This is a genomic window from Pseudomonas sp. TYF_14 (genome assembly GCF_043105275.1).
In the GTDB taxonomy this organism is placed as follows: Bacteria; Pseudomonadota; Gammaproteobacteria; order Pseudomonadales; family Pseudomonadaceae; genus Aquipseudomonas; species Aquipseudomonas alloputida.
In genome coordinates, this window is sequence record NZ_JBICLK010000054.1 from 155,882 (window position 1) to 172,200 (window position 16,319).

At 58.2% G+C, this 16,319-nt stretch carries 17 protein-coding genes; 1 reads left to right on the forward strand and 16 read right to left on the reverse strand.

What is annotated here, in order from left to right; translation table 11 throughout:
• The 16 genes from atpG to rpmH form a co-directional block, all read right to left on the reverse strand.
• A complete protein-coding gene (gene atpG, locus ACF8O8_RS14385; RefSeq protein WP_003253195.1) occupies window positions 1-861 on the reverse strand; it encodes a F0F1 ATP synthase subunit gamma in 861 nt (286 codons plus the stop codon).
• Window positions 862-909: 48 nt separating this feature from the next.
• Entirely contained in the window at window positions 910-2,454 is a 1,545-nt protein-coding gene (atpA, locus tag ACF8O8_RS14390) for a F0F1 ATP synthase subunit alpha (RefSeq protein ID WP_010955887.1), read from the reverse strand.
• Window positions 2,455-2,475: 21 nt separating this feature from the next.
• Window positions 2,476-3,012, reverse strand: coding sequence for a F0F1 ATP synthase subunit delta (locus ACF8O8_RS14395; protein ID WP_003253191.1), 537 nt, complete (start codon window positions 3,010-3,012; stop codon window positions 2,476-2,478).
• Window positions 3,013-3,024: 12 nt separating this feature from the next.
• Window positions 3,025-3,495, reverse strand: a complete 471-nt coding sequence (locus tag ACF8O8_RS14400; RefSeq protein ID WP_010955888.1) for a F0F1 ATP synthase subunit B — start codon at window positions 3,493-3,495, stop codon at window positions 3,025-3,027.
• 56 nt (window positions 3,496-3,551) lie between these two features.
• The gene (gene atpE / locus ACF8O8_RS14405; protein ID WP_003097235.1) at window positions 3,552-3,809 is read right to left on the reverse strand and encodes a F0F1 ATP synthase subunit C; all 258 of its coding nucleotides are present in this window, start codon (window positions 3,807-3,809) and stop codon (window positions 3,552-3,554) included.
• A gap of 144 nt (window positions 3,810-3,953) precedes the next feature.
• Complete coding sequence (gene atpB, locus ACF8O8_RS14410) at window positions 3,954-4,823, reverse strand: F0F1 ATP synthase subunit A (RefSeq protein WP_010955889.1); 870 nt, start codon at window positions 4,821-4,823, stop codon at window positions 3,954-3,956.
• Window positions 4,824-4,839: 16 nt separating this feature from the next.
• A complete protein-coding gene (locus ACF8O8_RS14415) occupies window positions 4,840-5,247 on the reverse strand; it encodes a F0F1 ATP synthase subunit I (protein ID WP_010955890.1) in 408 nt (135 codons plus the stop codon).
• Window positions 5,248-5,396: 149 nt separating this feature from the next.
• Entirely contained in the window at window positions 5,397-6,269 is an 873-nt protein-coding gene (locus ACF8O8_RS14420; RefSeq protein WP_003253185.1) for a ParB/RepB/Spo0J family partition protein, read from the reverse strand.
• Between the two features lie 9 nt (window positions 6,270-6,278).
• Window positions 6,279-7,070 (reverse strand): ParA family protein, encoded by a 792-nt coding sequence (locus tag ACF8O8_RS14425; RefSeq protein WP_003253182.1) that lies wholly within the window; start codon window positions 7,068-7,070, stop codon window positions 6,279-6,281.
• Window positions 7,071-7,088: 18 nt separating this feature from the next.
• Window positions 7,089-7,739 carry a 16S rRNA (guanine(527)-N(7))-methyltransferase RsmG gene (rsmG, locus tag ACF8O8_RS14430; RefSeq protein ID WP_020192710.1) on the reverse strand — a complete coding sequence of 217 codons (651 nt, stop codon included), beginning with the start codon at window positions 7,737-7,739 and terminating at the stop codon, window positions 7,089-7,091.
• The gene (gene mnmG, locus ACF8O8_RS14435; protein WP_014589199.1) at window positions 7,736-9,628 is read right to left on the reverse strand and encodes a tRNA uridine-5-carboxymethylaminomethyl(34) synthesis enzyme MnmG; all 1,893 of its coding nucleotides are present in this window, start codon (window positions 9,626-9,628) and stop codon (window positions 7,736-7,738) included. The genes rsmG and mnmG overlap by 4 nt, the downstream gene beginning before the upstream one ends.
• 635 nt (window positions 9,629-10,263) lie before the next feature.
• Window positions 10,264-11,634, reverse strand: coding sequence for a tRNA uridine-5-carboxymethylaminomethyl(34) synthesis GTPase MnmE (gene mnmE / locus ACF8O8_RS14440; protein ID WP_010951424.1), 1,371 nt, complete (start codon window positions 11,632-11,634; stop codon window positions 10,264-10,266).
• An 88-nt stretch (window positions 11,635-11,722) separates the two neighbouring features.
• Window positions 11,723-13,405 (reverse strand): membrane protein insertase YidC, encoded by a 1,683-nt coding sequence (gene yidC / locus ACF8O8_RS14445; protein WP_010951425.1) that lies wholly within the window; start codon window positions 13,403-13,405, stop codon window positions 11,723-11,725.
• Between the two features lie 2 nt (window positions 13,406-13,407).
• Window positions 13,408-13,653, reverse strand: a complete 246-nt coding sequence (gene yidD / locus ACF8O8_RS14450; protein WP_010951426.1) for a membrane protein insertion efficiency factor YidD — start codon at window positions 13,651-13,653, stop codon at window positions 13,408-13,410.
• Complete coding sequence (rnpA, locus tag ACF8O8_RS14455; protein WP_003253166.1) at window positions 13,646-14,050, reverse strand: ribonuclease P protein component; 405 nt, start codon at window positions 14,048-14,050, stop codon at window positions 13,646-13,648. Before rnpA ends, yidD begins: the two co-directional genes overlap by 8 nt.
• Window positions 14,051-14,063: 13 nt before the next feature.
• Window positions 14,064-14,198 carry a 50S ribosomal protein L34 gene (gene rpmH / locus ACF8O8_RS14460; RefSeq protein ID WP_003253163.1) on the reverse strand — a complete coding sequence of 45 codons (135 nt, stop codon included), beginning with the start codon at window positions 14,196-14,198 and terminating at the stop codon, window positions 14,064-14,066.
• Between the two features lie 595 nt (window positions 14,199-14,793).
• On the opposite strand from rpmH, the gene dnaA reads away from it, so the two are divergent.
• On the forward strand, window positions 14,794-16,314 hold the full coding sequence (gene dnaA / locus ACF8O8_RS14465) for a chromosomal replication initiator protein DnaA (RefSeq protein WP_010951427.1): 1,521 nt from the start codon (window positions 14,794-14,796) through the stop codon (window positions 16,312-16,314).
• The last annotated feature ends 5 nt before the right edge of the window (window positions 16,315-16,319 follow it).

The following is a 16,319-nucleotide window of genomic DNA, read 5'->3' on the forward strand; positions in this document are numbered from 1 at the left end:
TTAAACCGCGGCAGCGCCGCCGACGATTTCCGAGATCTCCTGGGTGATCGCAGCCTGACGCGCCTTGTTGTAGATCAACTGAAGCTCTTTGATCAAATCACCGGCGTTGTCTGTGGCGTTCTTCATGGCGATCATCCGGGCCGCTTGTTCAGCAGCGTTGTTCTCGACCACCGCCTGGTAAACCTGCGACTCCACGTAGCGCACCATCAAGCCGTCCAGCAGCTCTTTTGCGTCGGGTTCGTACAGGTAGTCCCAGTGATGCTTGAGATCCTGATCCGGGGTTGCCACCAACGGTACCAATTGCTCGACCGTCGGCTTCTGGGTCATGGTATTGATGAACTTGTTCGAAACCACCGAGAGGCGATCGATACGGCCGTCCAGGTAGGCGTCCAGCATCACTTTGACGGAGCCGATCAGATCGTTGATCGATGGCTCTTCGCCCAAGTGGCTGATCGCTGCTACGACGTTGCCGCCAAAGATGCGGAAGAAAGTCGCACCCTTGCTGCCGATCACGCACAGGTCGATTTCCACGCCCTGTTCGCGGTTTGCGCTCATGTCCTTGACCAGGGCCTTGAACAGGTTGGTGTTCAAGCCACCGCACAGACCACGGTCACTGCTCACCACGATATAACCAGCGCGCTTTACAGGGCGCTCGATCATGAACGGGTGGCGGTATTCCGGGTTGGCGTTGGCCAGATGACCGATCACCTGGCGGATACGTTCCGCGTAAGGACGGCTAGCAGCCATGCGCATTTGTGCCTTGCGCATCTTGCTGACCGCCACTTTCTCCATGGCGCTGGTAATTTTTTGCGTGCTTTTGATGCTCGCAATCTTACTGCGAATCTCTTTTGCGCCTGCCATGTATCACCTATCAGGTTAGCAAGCGGGGGCCTGAGCCCCCGCTGCGGCTTACCAGGTCTGGGTGGCCTTGAACTTCTCGATACCGGCTTTCAGGCCTGCGTCGATTTCGTCGTTGAAGTCACCCTTCACGTTGATCTTCGCCATCAGTTCAGCGTGATCACGGTTGAAGAAGGCGATCAGAGCTTGCTCGAAGCTGCCGATCTTGGAGACTTCTACGTCGATCAGGAAGCCACGCTCAGCGGCGTACAGCGACAGAGCCATGTCCGCGATGGACATCGGCGCGTACTGCTTCTGCTTCATCAGCTCGGTAACGCGCTGACCATGCTCCAGCTGCTTGCGGGTCGCTTCGTCCAGATCGGACGCGAACTGGGCGAATGCAGCCAGTTCACGGTACTGAGCCAGAGCGGTACGAATACCACCGGACAGCTTCTTGATGATCTTGGTCTGAGCGGCACCACCTACGCGGGATACCGAAACACCGGCGTTAACTGCAGGGCGGATGCCCGAGTTGAACATGGCCGATTCCAGGAAGATCTGACCGTCGGTGATGGAAATCACGTTGGTCGGAACGAACGCAGAAACGTCGCCAGCCTGGGTTTCGATGATCGGCAGAGCGGTCAGGGAACCGGTTTTGCCAGTAACAGCACCGTTGGTGAACTTCTCGACGTACTCTTCCGAAACGCGCGATGCACGCTCCAGCAGACGGGAGTGGAGATAGAACACGTCGCCTGGGTATGCTTCGCGTCCTGGTGGACGGCGCAGCAGCAGGGAGATCTGACGGTAGGCAACGGCCTGCTTGGACAGGTCATCGTAAACGATCAGTGCGTCTTCACCGCGGTCGCGGAAGAACTCGCCCATGGTGCAACCGGCGTATGGCGCCAGGAATTGCAGTGCGGCGGATTCCGAAGCACTGGCAACAACCACGATGGTGTTGGCCAGGGCGCCGGTTTCTTCCAGCTTGCGAACGATGTTGGCAACGGTGGAACGCTTCTGGCCGACTGCAACATAAACACAGAAAATACCGGAGTCTTTCTGGTTGATGATGGCGTCGATGGCCATGGCGGTCTTGCCGATCTGACGGTCGCCAATGATCAGCTCACGCTGGCCACGGCCGACAGGGATCATGGCGTCGACGGATTTGTAACCAGTCTGTACAGGCTGGTCTACCGACTTACGCCAGATCACGCCTGGAGCCACTTTCTCGACTGCGTCGGTCTGGGTGTTGCCCAGAGGACCTTTGCCGTCGATCGGGTTACCCAGTGCGTCAACGACGCGACCCAGCAGTTCCTTACCAACCGGAACTTCCAGGATGCGGCCGGTGCACTTGGCGCTCATGCCTTCGGCGAGGGTGTCATAGGCACCCAGGATCACTGCACCTACGGAGTCTTGCTCCAGGTTCAAGGCCATGCCGTAGACGCTGCCAGGGAACTCGATCATTTCGCCGTACATGACGTCGGCCAGACCGTGGATCCGCACGATACCGTCGGATACCGAAACGACGGTACCTTCGTTACGGGCTTGGGAGCTCACATCGAGGTTATCGATGCGGCCCTTGATGATTTCACTAATTTCGGAAGGATTGAGTTGCTGCATTGCTCTGCTGCCCCTTCAAACTCAAGATTTCAATGCTTCGGCCAGTTTCGCGATTTTGCCGCGAACAGAGCCATCGATTACCAGGTCACCGGCGCGGATGACGACGCCGCCAATCAGGCTGGCATCCTCCGACGCGTGCAGGCGCACTTCCTGGCCTAACCGTGCACTGAGAACCTTGGCGAGTTTGTCTTGCTGTTCTTGGTTCAACGCGAAGGCACTGGTGACTTCCACGTCCACGGATTTCTCTTGCTCGGCCTTGTACAGGTCGAACAGAGCGGCAATCTCCGGCAGAAGCAGGAGACGGTCGTTTTCCGCGGCAACATGAATGAAATTCTGTGCCTGTGCATTGAACTTGTCACCGCACACGTCAATGAACGTGGCGGCCTTTTCTGCGCTCGTCAGTCGCGGGGCCTTGAGCAGGCGCTGCATGGTGTCGTCTTGCGACACCGCAGCAGCCAGGCCGAGCATGGCTGACCAATTGGCCAGTTGCTGATGGGCCTGGGCATGCTCAAAGGCAGCCTTAGCGTAAGGTCGGGCCAACGTGGTCAGTTCTGCCATGATCGCCCTCGCTTAAATTTCAGCGGCCAGTTTGTTAACCAGCTCCGCATGCGCGTTTTGATCGATTGTGGCGCCAAGGATCTTTTCAGCACCACCAACGGCCAGAGCACCCACTTGGGCACGCAGGGCGTCTTTAGCGCTGTTCAGTTCCTGTTCGATCTCGGCCAGAGCCTGAGCCTTCACACGGTCAGCTTCGACGCGAGCCTGTTCACGGGCTTCGTCGACAAGCTGAGCAGCGCGTTTCTTGCTTTGCTCGATGATTTCGGCTGCCTGTGCTTTAGCTTCACGCAGTTGCTGACCCGCTTTCTCTTGGGCCAGCTCCAGGTCGCGAGCTGCGCGGTTGGCAGCGTCCAAGCCGTCGGCAATCTTCTTTTGGCGCTCTTGCAGAGCAGTGATGACCGGAGGCCATACATACTTCATGCAGAAGAGTACAAAAATCAGGAAAGCAACGGATTGGCCAATCAGGGTTGCATTAATGTTCACGCCAACACCTCGCTCGGTCTTAATTCATACAGCCATCAACTCGTGGTGACGAGTGATTAGCCGGCGATCTGACCAACGAACGGATTCGCGAAGGTGAAGAACAGAGCGATACCAACACCGATCATGGTTACGGCGTCGAGCAGACCGGCAACGATGAACATTTTGACCTGCAGCATCGGAACCATTTCTGGCTGACGAGCAGCGCCTTCCAGGAATTTGCCACCCAGCAGGCCGAAACCAATGGCGGTACCCAGAGCACCCAGGCCGATCAGCAGAGCAACAGCGATAGCGGTCAGACCAACTACAGTTTCCATCTTTCCTCCCGACTTTTACGTCGTATTGGTTAGGTTTTTAGTTTGAAGCGGTAAAACAAATCGTTTGGTACAGCATGCCCTTGCGGACTTTTTAAGCCCTCCCCCCGTACAGGCAGGGAAGGCTATCAGACACGCCAGGCGGTCTTAATGGTTATCTTCGTGAGCCATCGACAGGTAGACGATGGTCAGCATCATGAAGATGAAAGCTTGCAGGGTGATGATCAGGATGTGGAACACAGCCCACGCCCATTGCAGCACCACACCCAGGCCGCTGAGCCACAGCAGGCCGGAGCCGAACATTACAGCGATCAGGATGAACACCAGCTCGCCAGCATACATGTTGCCGAACAGACGCAGTGCCAGCGAGATCGGCTTGGCGATCAGGGTGACGAATTCCAGCAGGAAGTTGACCGGAATCAGCAGGATCTGCACGAAGATATTCTTGCTGCCAAACGGGTGCAGGGTCAGCTCACCGATGAAGCCGCCCAGTCCCTTGACCTTGATGCTGTAGAAGATGATCAGGGCGAAGACGCAGAAGGCCATGGCCAGGGTCGCGTTCGGGTCGGTGGTCGACACGGCGCGGAACGGAATGTGCGGGTCACCGGAAATCAGGATGGCCAGCTGAGGAATCCAGTCGACCGGTATCAGGTCGACGGCGTTCATCAGGAATACCCAGACGAAAATGGTCAGCGCCAGTGGTGCGATTACCGGGCTACGGCCGTGGAAGGAGTCCTTCACGCTGCCGTTGACGAAGTCGACCATCACCTCAACGAAGTTCTGCAGACCGCCAGGTTGGCCGGAAGTCGCCTTCTTGGCCGCCATGCGGAAGATCAACAGGAAGATCAGACCCAGCGCGACGGACCAACCCAGGGTGTCCAGGTGGAACGCCCAGAAGCCCATTGCCTTGGCTTCTGCAGCCGAATGGGCGAAGCCCCAGCTGCCGTCTGGTAGTTGACCGTAGGTCAGGTTCTGCAAGTGGTGCTGGATATAGCCCGAAGCGGTTTCTGCTGCCATGGTTGCCTCAAACGCCCTAAGGTCTCGAAAGTCTTTTATTCATCAGCAGGGGCGCGAACCAGCTGACCAAAAGGGTCAACACGAAGACGCCGAATACTGCTAGCGGCGCCAGTGGCTTCACTCCTGCAAAGGTCAGTGCAAAAAGCACTGCCGTCAAAATCATCTTGCCTGCCTCGCCAGCGTAAAACGACTTGACGATAGCTTGTGCCGCCCGAGCCCCGCTGAAGCGAAAAGCCTTCCAGGCGAAATACACATTGGGCAGCCAGGCAATCAAACCTCCGCAAAGGCCTGAATATCCACTGACCGACCCTTTCCACTGCCACAACACCAAGGTTGCCAGCAGCAGTACGACAAATTGAGCCAGCAGTACCGGAAAAACCGCCCAGCGATGGAAAGGCAGGCGGTTTGGCGTGCGTATTTCCATCACAACTGCTCCTCGGAAGTCGACCAACAAGTCAGCTATGACTTGGCATAATTTGTGCCGACAAAATGCGCGCAGAGTATAGGGGTGGATTAACCCCTATTCAACTCTTCGGTAGTGATTTCCGACTTCACGCTACAACAGGAATTGTTTCAGCGGATGTGAGCGAGCACGCCTTGCAACTCGTCAAGCGAGTTGTAGCGAATAACCAACTGGCCTTTGCCCTTGTTGCCATGACGGATCTGCACGGCCGAGCCCAGGCGCTCTGCGAGCCGCTGTTCAAGGCGTGCGATATCCGGATCAGGTTTGCTCGGTTCGACCGGATCAGGCTTGTCGCTGAGCCACTGACGGACCAGTGCCTCGGTTTGGCGCACGGTGAGGCCACGTGCGACAACATGACGCGCCCCCTCCTCCTGACGATTTTCGTCCAGGCCCAGCAATGCACGGGCGTGCCCCATCTCCAGATCACCGTGGGCGAGCATGGTCTTGATCGCATCGGGCAAGGTGATGAGGCGCAGCAGGTTGGCCACAGTCACCCGCGACTTGCCCACAGCGTCAGCCACCTGCTGCTGGGTGAGTTCGAATTCCTGTTGCAGGCGCTGCAGGGCCATGGCCTCTTCCAGTGGGTTGAGGTCTTCGCGCTGGATGTTCTCGATCAATGCCATGGCGATGGCGGCTTCGTCGGGCACTTCGCGGACCATGGCCGGGATCGTGTCCAGGCCGGCCTGCTGGGTAGCGCGCCAACGGCGCTCACCGGCGATGATCTCGTATCGGTTGTCACCAATCGGGCGTACCACGATCGGTTGCATCACACCATGGTTGCGAATCGAGTGCGCAAGCTCTTCCAGCGCCTCCGGGTCCATGTCCCGGCGAGGCTGATACTTGCCGCGCTGGACCAGCTCGACCGGCAGGTGTTGCAGTTCTTTCTGGTCGATCTTCACAGCCTGCTCTTCGAGCGCGCTGACGGAAGGACCACTGAGCAGTGCATCCAACCCACGTCCGAGACCCCGTTTCTTGACGGCCATACGGATTCCTTAAGTTGTTTGTGCAGTGCGTGATGGACGGCGTTGACGGCGTACCAGTTCCCCAGCCAGGGCCAGGTACGCCAGCGCGCCCCGCGATTGCTTGTCGTAAGCAAGGGCTGGCATGCCGAAGCTGGGGGCCTCGGCCAAGCGAATGTTGCGCGGAATGACCGTGTCGTACAGCTGAGGGCCAAAGTGCTCCTTCAACTGTGCCGAAACATCGTTGTTCAGGCTCAGACGCGGATCGTACATGGTCCGCAGCAGGCCCTCGATCTTCAACTCAGGGTTCAACCGGGCGGCGATACGCTTGATGTTATCCACAAGGTCGCTGAGACCTTCCAGTGCGTAGTACTCACACTGCATGGGGATAATCACGCCATCGGAAGCGACCAGAGCATTCAGCGTGAGCATCGACAGCGACGGCGGGCAGTCGATGAGGATGTAATCGTAGTTATCGCGAATAGGCGCCAGGGCGTTGCGCAGACGGCTTTCCTTGACCTGCATTTCCAGCAGCACCACCTCAGCGGCGGTCAGGTCACGGTTGGCCGGCAGCAACTGGAAGCCTCCGTGCTCGGAGTAGTGCATAGCCTGGGCCAAGTCGCACTCCCCGATGAGCAGGTCGTAGACCGAATGCTCGAGCTCGTGCTTGTCCACACCGCTGCCCATGGTGGCGTTGCCCTGCGGATCGAGGTCGATCAGCAGGACACGACGCTTGGTCGCAGCCAGCGAGGCGGCGAGATTGATACAGGTGGTTGTCTTGCCCACACCACCTTTCTGGTTCGCGATTGCGAATACCTTAGCCATTGTTGCGAGTGTTCCCAGTCATGCCTTGCGGCGCAGTATCAGCAGATGGCGCTGGCCCTGGCAACCCGGAACGGTCAGGGCCTGTTCGCTTTCCACTGTGAAGTCTGCGGGCAATGCTACCAGTTCATCGGCAGGATGCAGCCCCTTCATTGCAAGCCATTGCGTCCCGGTGTCGCCCAAGTGGCGGGTCCAGTTGGTGAAGTTCTCCATGCTGCTGAAGGCGCGGGAGATGATTCCGTCGAACGGTTGTGCCGGCTGGAAGGCCTCGACCCGGCTGTGGATAACCGTGAGGTTGTCCAGCCGGAGTTCCATTTTCACCTGTGTCAGGAAACGGGTTTTCTTGCCATTGGCGTCCAGCACGGTGACGCGCTTGTGTGGATGCAGAATAGCCAACGGGATGCCGGGCATGCCACCGCCGCTGCCAACATCCAGCCAGTTATCACGGTCGTTGTGGATAAAAGACATGACGCTAAGGCTGTCGAGCAGGTGGCGCGAAACCATCTCGTCCGGGTCGCGCACAGCAGTCAGGTTGTAGGCTTTGTTCCATTTGATCAACAGAGCCAGGTAGCCAAGCAGCTTCTCGTGCTGCTCGGCAGTCAGCTCGACACCAAGCTGGCGCGCACCTGTGGACAACTCTTCAGCGTGTTGAGGGGTGACCAGGGAACTCAAGCGCTTTGCTCCAATTCGCGGCCAGCGCCGCGTTTTTTCAAGTGAATCAGCAACAGGGAAATCGCCGCCGGGGTCACACCCGGGATACGCGAAGCCTGACCCAGCGTCTCCGGACGGGTCTGGCTCAGCTTGCCCTGTATCTCCTTGGACAGGCCGGAAATCGTCGTGTAGTCGATATCCACAGGCAGGCGTGTGTCTTCGCTGGCGCGCAGTCGGGCAATTTCATCCTGCTGACGGTCGATGTAGCCGGCGTACTTGGTGCGGATCTCGACCTGCTCGGCAACCTGTGGATCGATTGCTTCACCGCCAGTCGCTTCGATCAGGCCGGCGTAGTCGATTTCGGGGCGCGCCAGCAGGTTGAGCAGGCTGTACTCGTGGCTCAGCGGAGTGCCGAATTTATCCACAATGGCCTGGCCTTGCTCGGTATTGGGCCGAACCCAGGTCGATTTCAGGCGCTGTTCCTCACGCTCGATACCGTCGCGCTTGGCGCAGAACGCGGCCCAGCGCTGGTCATCGATCAGGCCCAGTTCACGGCCCTTTTCGGTCAGGCGCAGGTCGGCGTTGTCTTCGCGCAGTATCAGCCGGTACTCGGCACGCGAGGTAAACATGCGGTACGGCTCCTGAGTACCCAAGGTAATCAGGTCGTCCACCAGTACGCCGATGTATGCCTCGTCGCGGCGCGGGCACCAGCTGTCACGGCCCTGCGCCCGAAGTGCGGCGTTAGTCCCGGCCAGCAGGCCCTGGGCGCCGGCTTCTTCGTACCCGGTGGTGCCGTTGATCTGCCCGGCGAAGAACAGGCCGCCGATGACTTTCGTCTCGAGGCTGTACTTGAGGTCGCGGGGATCGAAGTAGTCGTATTCGATGGCGTAGCCGGGGCGCACGATGTGGGCGTTTTCCATGCCACGGATGGAACGTACGAGCTCCAACTGCACGTCGAACGGCAGCGAAGTGGAAATACCGTTGGGATACAACTCATGGGTGTTCAAGCCTTCCGGCTCGATGAACACCTGGTGGCTTTCCTTGTCGGCAAAGCGGTGGATCTTGTCTTCGATAGACGGACAGTAGCGCGGACCGACACCTTCGATCACGCCCGAGTACATCGGTGAACGGTCGAGGTTCGAGGCAATGATCTCGTGGGTGCGCGCATTGGTGTGGGTAATCCAGCAGCTCACCTGTCGCGGGTGCATTTCGGCATTGCCCATGAACGACATCACCGGGATCGGCGTATCGCCTGGCTGTTCGGTCATTACCGAGAAGTCCACCGAGCGGCCGTCAATGCGTGGCGGGGTACCGGTTTTCAGGCGGCCGACGCGCAACGGCAGTTCACGCATGCGGTGGGCCAGGGCAATCGAAGGTGGATCACCGGCGCGACCACCGGAATGGTTTTGCAGACCAATGTGGATAAGGCCGCCGAGGAAGGTACCGGTAGTCAGCACCACCGATTCGGCAAAGAAACGCAGGCCCATCTGGGTCACCACGCCTTTGACCTGGTCCTGCTCGACGATCAGGTCGTCGCAGGACTGCTGGAATATCCACAGGTTTGGCTGGTTTTCCAGGATTTCACGTACCACTGCCTTGTAGATGGCGCGGTCGGCTTGCGCACGGGTGGCACGTACGGCCGGGCCCTTGCGGTTGTTCAGAACGCGGAACTGGATGCCGCTCTTGTCGGTGGCCAGCGCCATGGCGCCGCCGAGCGCATCGATCTCTTTGACCAGATGGCTTTTGCCAATACCGCCGATGGCGGGGTTGCAGCTCATGTGACCGAGGGTTTCCACGTTATGGGTCAGCAGCAGGGTTTTCACACCCATGCGTGCAGACGCAAGCGCAGCCTCGGTACCGGCATGGCCGCCGCCGATGACGATCACGTCAAAACGGGAAGGGAAATCCACCACGCACCTCGTGCCTGTTTTTGCGAATGAAGAGAAGGTAAGCGGACAAGTATAGGGACTTCCCCCCCAGTAAAGAAACCGTCTGAGCAAATTTTGACCAGTCTGTGGATGAGTGGCAAACAACAGAAATCAGAGAGAAGAAATTTAAAAAGCTTTGTTTTTATGTTTATTCTTATACACAGCGACTTCTGTGGATAAAGTCCTGCATCCCAATAATGGCGCTATGTAGAGAGAAATTAAACCCTGTGCCTGGAGTGCCATGAGGGCTCTGGATAACGTCATTTAGCCTGTGGATTAAATGGCTGTTTACCCACAGGCGGGTTTTTCCTCAGAAAAAAAGCCCGCTTATCAACTGAGCTGAAGGCGACTTTTCCACAGGGCTCCTGAGCACCGTTTTCAAGCCGAGCAGGGAAAATTCATCGCGCTGGCGGCTAGGCATGGTCAGGTTGGAGCGGTCGAGCCCGCGAAAGGATGGGTACATCCACAGAGATCTGGTGCTTGTAAGAGCTTCATCACGGGTCCACCCGCTCCCACAGGTGCTTGGGTCAGCGGCCTGCATTCATCTTCTGCAACGAATTTCAGGCAAAAAAAAGCCGCTCCCTAAGGAGCGGCGCTTGGCCTTGCGTGGCTGTGGATTACTTGCCGATGCAGAAGCTGGAGAAAATCCGCCCAAGCAGGTCATCCGAGCTGAATGCTCCTGTGATCTCCCCCAGCGCATGCTGTGCCTGGCGTAAGTCCTCAGCCAGAAGCTCTCCCGCGCCCGCCAAGGTCAATTGAGCACGGCCGTGCTCCAGGTGCTCGCTGGCCTGGCGCAAGGCATCCAGATGGCGCCGGCGGGCGCTGAAGCCACTCTCTGCAGTCTGCTCATAACCCATACAGCCTTTCAGATGGTCGCGGAGCAGTTGCAGCCCTGTGTCGTCGCCCTTGGCGCTCAGGGTAATGGTCACATGGCCGTCATCGCACTGTTCCAGCGCTACCCGCTCACCACTCAGGTCGGCCTTGTTGCGAATCAGCGTGACCTTGGCCGGGTCAGGCCGCTGAGCCAGAAACTCAGGCCACAAAGCGAACGGGTCGCTGGCCTCGGGCGCAGTAGAGTCGACTACCAGCAGAACGCGGTCTGCCTCGCCAATGGCCTTCAGGGCGCGTTCCACGCCGATCTTTTCCACATGGTCATCGGTATCGCGCAAACCGGCAGTATCGACAACGTGCAGCGGCATGCCGTCGATGTGGATATGTTCGCGCAGGATATCCCGCGTAGTGCCGGCGATGTCAGTGACGATGGCAGCTTCCCGACCAGCCAGCTGGTTCAGCAAGCTCGATTTACCGGCATTCGGCCGGCCGGCAATGACTACCGTCATGCCGTCACGCAGCAAGGCGCCCTGCCCGGCCTCGCGCTGCACAGTGGATAACTCGCTGCGCACGGCATCAAGCATCGACAGCACGTGGCCATCGGCGAGGAAGTCGATCTCTTCTTCAGGAAAATCGATCGCCGCCTCGACGTAAATACGCAAGGCAATCAACGCCTCGGTGAGGCTGTGCACACGCCTGGAGAATTCCCCTTGCAGCGAGCGCAGGGCGTTGCGCGCTGCCTGGCTGGAACTGGCCTCGATCAGGTCGGCGATGGCTTCAGCCTGCGCCAGGTCGAGCTTGTCGTTGAGGAAGGCGCGCTCGCTGAACTCGCCCGGGCGGGCCAGACGACAGCCGACTTGTACACAGCGCTGCAGCAGCATGTCCAAGACCACAGGGCCACCGTGTCCCTGCAGTTCAAGCACGTCCTCGCCAGTGAACGAATTAGGCCCTGGAAAGAACAGAGCAATCCCTTCGTCCAGCACCAGCCCTTCATCGTCGCGGAATGGACCGTAATGGGCATGCCGCGGGGTCAGGGTGCGGCCGGTGATCAACAGGCCGGCCTTGGCAGCCAGAGGGCCGGACAACCTGACAATTCCCACACCGCCCCGGCCCTGGGCCGTGGCGATGGCGGCGATGGTTTCACGCACAGTGTTCATGCTCGAAAGCCTCTACGACAAAAACGACAGATAGCAAAAACGCCCCACTAGGGGGCGTTTTTTATTCACAGGCTAGCGTATTAGCCCGTCAAGCAGCAGCTTTTTTGGTAGCTGCTTCGATACGGCGAGTGATGTACCACTGCTGCGAAATCGACAGGCAGTTGTTCACAACCCAGTACAGCACCAGACCGGCAGGGAACCACAGGAAGAAGAAGGTGAAGATGATTGGCATCATTTTCATCACCTTGGCCTGCATCGGATCCGGCGGAGTCGGGTTCAGGCGCTGCTGGATGAACATGGTGGCGCCCATGATGATCGGCAGGATGAAGAACGGATCCTTGATCGACAGGTCGGTAATCCACAGGATCCACGGGGCCTGGCGCATTTCCACGCTTTCCAGCAATACCCAGTACAGGGCCAGGAATACCGGCATCTGCACCAGGATCGGCAGGCAGCCGCCCAGTGGGTTGATCTTCTCTTTCTTGTAAAGCTCCATCATCGCCTGGGACATCTTCTGGCGATCGTCACCGAAGCGTTCCTTGAGTGCGGCGAGCTTAGGTGCAACGGCACGCATACGCGCCATGGAGCGGTAGCTGGCAGCCGACAGCGGGAAGAACAGGCCTTTGATCAACATGGTCAGCACGATGATCGACCAGCCCCAGTTACCCAGCAGGCTGTGGATATGTTGCAGCAGCCAGAAGATCGGCTGGGCGATGAACCACAGGAAGCCGTAGTCGACGGTCAATTCCAGGCCTGGGGACAACTCTTTCAGCTTGGACTGGATCTTCGGGCCGGCGTACAGCAGGGCACTGGTTTCGACCTTGCCGCCAGCCGGTACGCTGATAACCGGGCCGGTGTAGCCGATGATGTAGTTGCCCTGGCTATCCTTGCGGGTCTGGACTACGTTGTTGTCCGACTTGGCCGGAATCCAGGCGGTCACGAAGTAGTGCTGCAGCCAGGCAACCCAGCCGCCGGACACATTTTCTTTCAAACTACCTTTGTCGATGTCCTTCATCGAGACCTTTTTGTAAGGCTCAGAAGCTGTCCACAGGGCAGCACCCAGGTAGGTCGCGGTGCCGGTGGCAGTACTGGAGGACGGATCGCCGCTGGCATCACGCTTGAGCTGGGCAAACATGTTGCCGTTCCAGGCCTGGCCGCTCTGGTTGTCGATCAGGTAGCTGACATTCAGGTCGTACTCACCGCGCTTGAAGCTGAAACGCTTGATGTAGTTGACACCGTTGTCACTGAACTTCAGGTCTACCACCAGTTGTTCCTGGCCATCGGCCAGCTGGTAGCTCTTCTGTTCGGCGGCATACAGGGGACGGCCGCTGGCGCGGGCATCCGGGCCGTCGGTACCGGTCAGACCGCTTTGTGCCAGGTAAACACGCTCACCACCGTTGTCGAACAACTGGAATGGAATGTTCGGGTGGTCTTGACGGCGTGGGTACTTCGGCAGGTTCAGCTGGACGATGTCACCACCGACCGGATCGATAGCCAGTTCCAGAACGTCGGTCTTGACTCGGATCAGGTCCTTGCTGAGTGCGACCGGTGCCAGTTCGGCAGGGCTCGATTCGGCGTTGGCGCTCGGTACATCGGCGCTGGCACCGTTGTTACCGGCCGGCACGCCATCGGGCAAGCCCGGAGCAACAGTGCTGGCAGCAGTATTCTGAGTCGGCAGGGCAGCCTGGCCGTAGTCATCGTTCCACTTCAGGACCATGACGTAGGACACGACTGCCAGCGCGGCGATCAGGATCGTGCGTTTAATATCCATGATTACTCGGCTATCGAAGAAGTTCGGGAGGAAGGAGCGGGTGGAACGGGGTCGTAACCGCCGTCATTCCACGGATGACAACGCCCCAGGCGACGAACGGCCAGCCACCCACCACGCCAGATGCCATGGTTTTCGATGGCTTCATACGCGTAACAGGAGCAACTGGGGAAAAACCGACAGTGATTGGCCATCAGAGGACTAATGGCATAACGGTAAAACTGGATCGGAACGAGTGCCAGTTTACGCATCTTGGCTGTCTACCCCTGCGGAATTGGCGGTGACTGCTGGTGTCGGCCGGCTGCGCGCCAGGCGTTTCCAGAGCTTGCCAAAATGTTGGTGCAATTCCGGGTTTTCTATCTCACCCAATCCCTTGCGCGCGACGATCACGATGTCCAGACCGGCAAGCAATTGCTGGTTCAGACGAAAGGAATCGCGCATCAAGCGCTTGAGGCGGTTGCGTTGAACGGCGAGCTTGACACTCTTCTTGCCGATTACCAAGCCAAGGCGTGGGTGATCGAGGCCGTTCTCGCGAGCAAGGATCAGCAGGTTTTTCCCTGGAACCTTGCCGGTTGGGGAGTCGAAGACCGCTTTGAAATGCCGGGGTGTAAGCAGTCGCTTTTCCCGACTGAAGTCCTGACTCACCACCTGTGCCGAAAAATCAAATGGCCAGACGCTTACGGCCTTTGGCACGACGACGCGACAGAACAGCACGGCCGTTCTTGGTAGCCATACGGGCACGGAAACCGTGGGTGCGGGCGCGCTTGATGGTGCTTGGTTGGAAAGTACGTTTCATGGCGTGTTACCTGGTTTGTCGACGACGGGCCGGGATGGCCCCCTTTTTAAGAGACCGGCGATTCTAGAGAAAGCAAGCCCATAGGTCAATTTCCAACCAGTCTTTCCATATAGAGCATGTGATGGACGGTGCCTGTTGATCAGTGCCCAAGGGGTGCTTGATCGGACACACGGATCGGGGACAACATGAAAAAAAAGAAGAGACATATAAAAAGCTTTTTTGAAGAACTTATAACTCTTAAGTGGATAACCTTCTGTGGATAACCTGCGCTGGCCCATGAATTACGGGGTGTACAGAGTTTTACAACTTTGTTCTGATCCCGTGCTGCGCTTGTTCCAATCGTGAGCGAAAGCTGTGGATGAAAACACCTGTTATCCACAGCGGAGTTATCAACAGGCTAAGGGGTGGGGTTGTGCATAGCCCTCATGGTCGTTTATCCACAGGGCTTATTCACAGAGGCGAAAAGCCGTTTTGGTCGATAAATGGCTGTTTTGTCGTGGTTCCTAACGTGTCCACATGTGGATAACTGAACGCTCGACCGGTACAATGGCGGTTTGTTTTTGCCTCATCCGGCTTTCAAACTCAGGGGATATCCGTGTCAGTGGAACTTTGGCAGCAGTGCGTGGAGCTTCTGCGCGATGAACTGCCTGCCCAGCAATTCAACACCTGGATCCGTCCGCTACAGGTCGAAGCCGAAGGCGACGAGTTGCGCGTCTATGCGCCTAACCGTTTCGTTCTCGATTGGGTCAATGAAAAGTACCTGGGTCGCTTGCTCGAGCTGTTGGGTGAGAACGGTAGCGGCATTGCACCAGCCCTTTCCTTATTAATAGGTAGCCGTCGCAGCTCGGCCCCAAGGGCTGCGCCCAACGCGCCGGTCAGCGCTGCCGTTGCGGCTTCGCTGGCGCAGACTCAGGCACACAAGACGGCCCCGGCAGCAGCGGTTGAACCCGTTGCCGTGGCTGCAGCCGAGCCTGTACTGGTCGAGACGTCTTCGCGTGACAGCTTTGATGCCATGGCCGAGCCCGCTGCGGCGCCGCCCAGTGGTGGTGGCCGGGCTGAACAACGCACCGTGCAGGTTGAAGGTGCGCTCAAGCACACCAGTTACCTGAACCGGACCTTTACCTTTGACACCTTCGTCGAAGGTAAGTCGAACCAGCTCGCCCGCGCGGCTGCCTGGCAGGTTGCGGACAACCCTAAGCATGGCTACAACCCACTGTTCCTTTATGGTGGTGTGGGTTTGGGTAAAACCCACCTTATGCATGCTGTGGGTAACCATCTGCTGAAGAAAAATCCGAACGCCAAGGTGGTGTACCTGCATTCGGAGCGTTTCGTCGCGGACATGGTCAAAGCGCTGCAACTCAATGCCATCAACGAATTCAAGCGCTTCTACCGCTCGGTGGATGCTTTGCTGATCGACGATATCCAGTTCTTCGCTCGCAAAGAGCGCTCGCAAGAAGAGTTTTTCCACACCTTCAACGCCTTGCTCGAGGGTGGCCAGCAGGTAATCCTTACCTCTGACCGCTATCCCAAGGAAATCGAAGGCCTGGAAGAGCGTCTGAAGTCGCGCTTTGGTTGGGGCCTGACGGTGGCTGTCGAGCCACCAGAGCTAGAGACCCGCGTAGCGATCCTGATGAAGAAGGCCGACCAGGCCAAAGTCGAGCTCCCGCATGACGCAGCCTTTTTCATCGCTCAGCGCATCCGGTCCAACGTCCGTGAGCTGGAAGGTGCACTGAAGCGGGTTATCGCTCACTCGCACTTCATGGGGCGTGACATCACCATCGAGCTGATTCGTGAATCGCTCAAGGATCTGTTGGCGCTGCAAGACAAACTGGTCAGTGTGGATAACATTCAGCGTACCGTCGCTGAGTACTACAAGATCAAGATCTCCGATCTGTTGTCCAAGCGTCGTTCGCGTTCTGTCGCGCGCCCGCGTCAGGTAGCCATGGCCCTGTCCAAGGAGTTGACCAACCACAGTCTGCCGGAAATCGGCGACATGTTCGGTGGTCGCGACCATACGACCGTGCTGCACGCCTGCCGCAAAATCAATGAACTGAAGGAATCCGACGCGGACATCCGCGAGGACTACAAGAACCTGCTGCGGACGCTGACGACCTGATGGCC

Bases quoted from the DNA above. Each gene is read 5' to 3' on its own strand.
- atpG (WP_003253195.1), bottom strand. From the start codon at position 861: ATGGCAGGCGCAAAAGAGATTCGCAGTAAGATTGCGAGCATCAAAAGC.
- atpA (WP_010955887.1), bottom strand. From the start codon at position 2,454: ATGCAGCAACTCAATCCTTCCGAAATTAGTGAAATCATCAAGGGCCGC.
- ACF8O8_RS14395 (WP_003253191.1), bottom strand. From the start codon at position 3,012: ATGGCAGAACTGACCACGTTGGCCCGACCTTACGCTAAGGCTGCCTTT.
- atpE (WP_003097235.1), bottom strand. From the start codon at position 3,809: ATGGAAACTGTAGTTGGTCTGACCGCTATCGCTGTTGCTCTGCTGATC.
- atpB (WP_010955889.1), bottom strand. From the start codon at position 4,823: ATGGCAGCAGAAACCGCTTCGGGCTATATCCAGCACCACTTGCAGAAC.
- ACF8O8_RS14415 (WP_010955890.1), bottom strand. From the start codon at position 5,247: ATGGAAATACGCACGCCAAACCGCCTGCCTTTCCATCGCTGGGCGGTT.
- ACF8O8_RS14420 (WP_003253185.1), bottom strand. From the start codon at position 6,269: ATGGCCGTCAAGAAACGGGGTCTCGGACGTGGGTTGGATGCACTGCTC.
- ACF8O8_RS14425 (WP_003253182.1), bottom strand. From the start codon at position 7,070: ATGGCTAAGGTATTCGCAATCGCGAACCAGAAAGGTGGTGTGGGCAAG.
- mnmE (WP_010951424.1), bottom strand. From the start codon at position 11,634: ATGAACACTGTGCGTGAAACCATCGCCGCCATCGCCACGGCCCAGGGC.
- yidC (WP_010951425.1), bottom strand. From the start codon at position 13,405: ATGGATATTAAACGCACGATCCTGATCGCCGCGCTGGCAGTCGTGTCC.
- yidD (WP_010951426.1), bottom strand. From the start codon at position 13,653: ATGCGTAAACTGGCACTCGTTCCGATCCAGTTTTACCGTTATGCCATT.
- rpmH (WP_003253163.1), bottom strand. From the start codon at position 14,198: ATGAAACGTACTTTCCAACCAAGCACCATCAAGCGCGCCCGCACCCAC.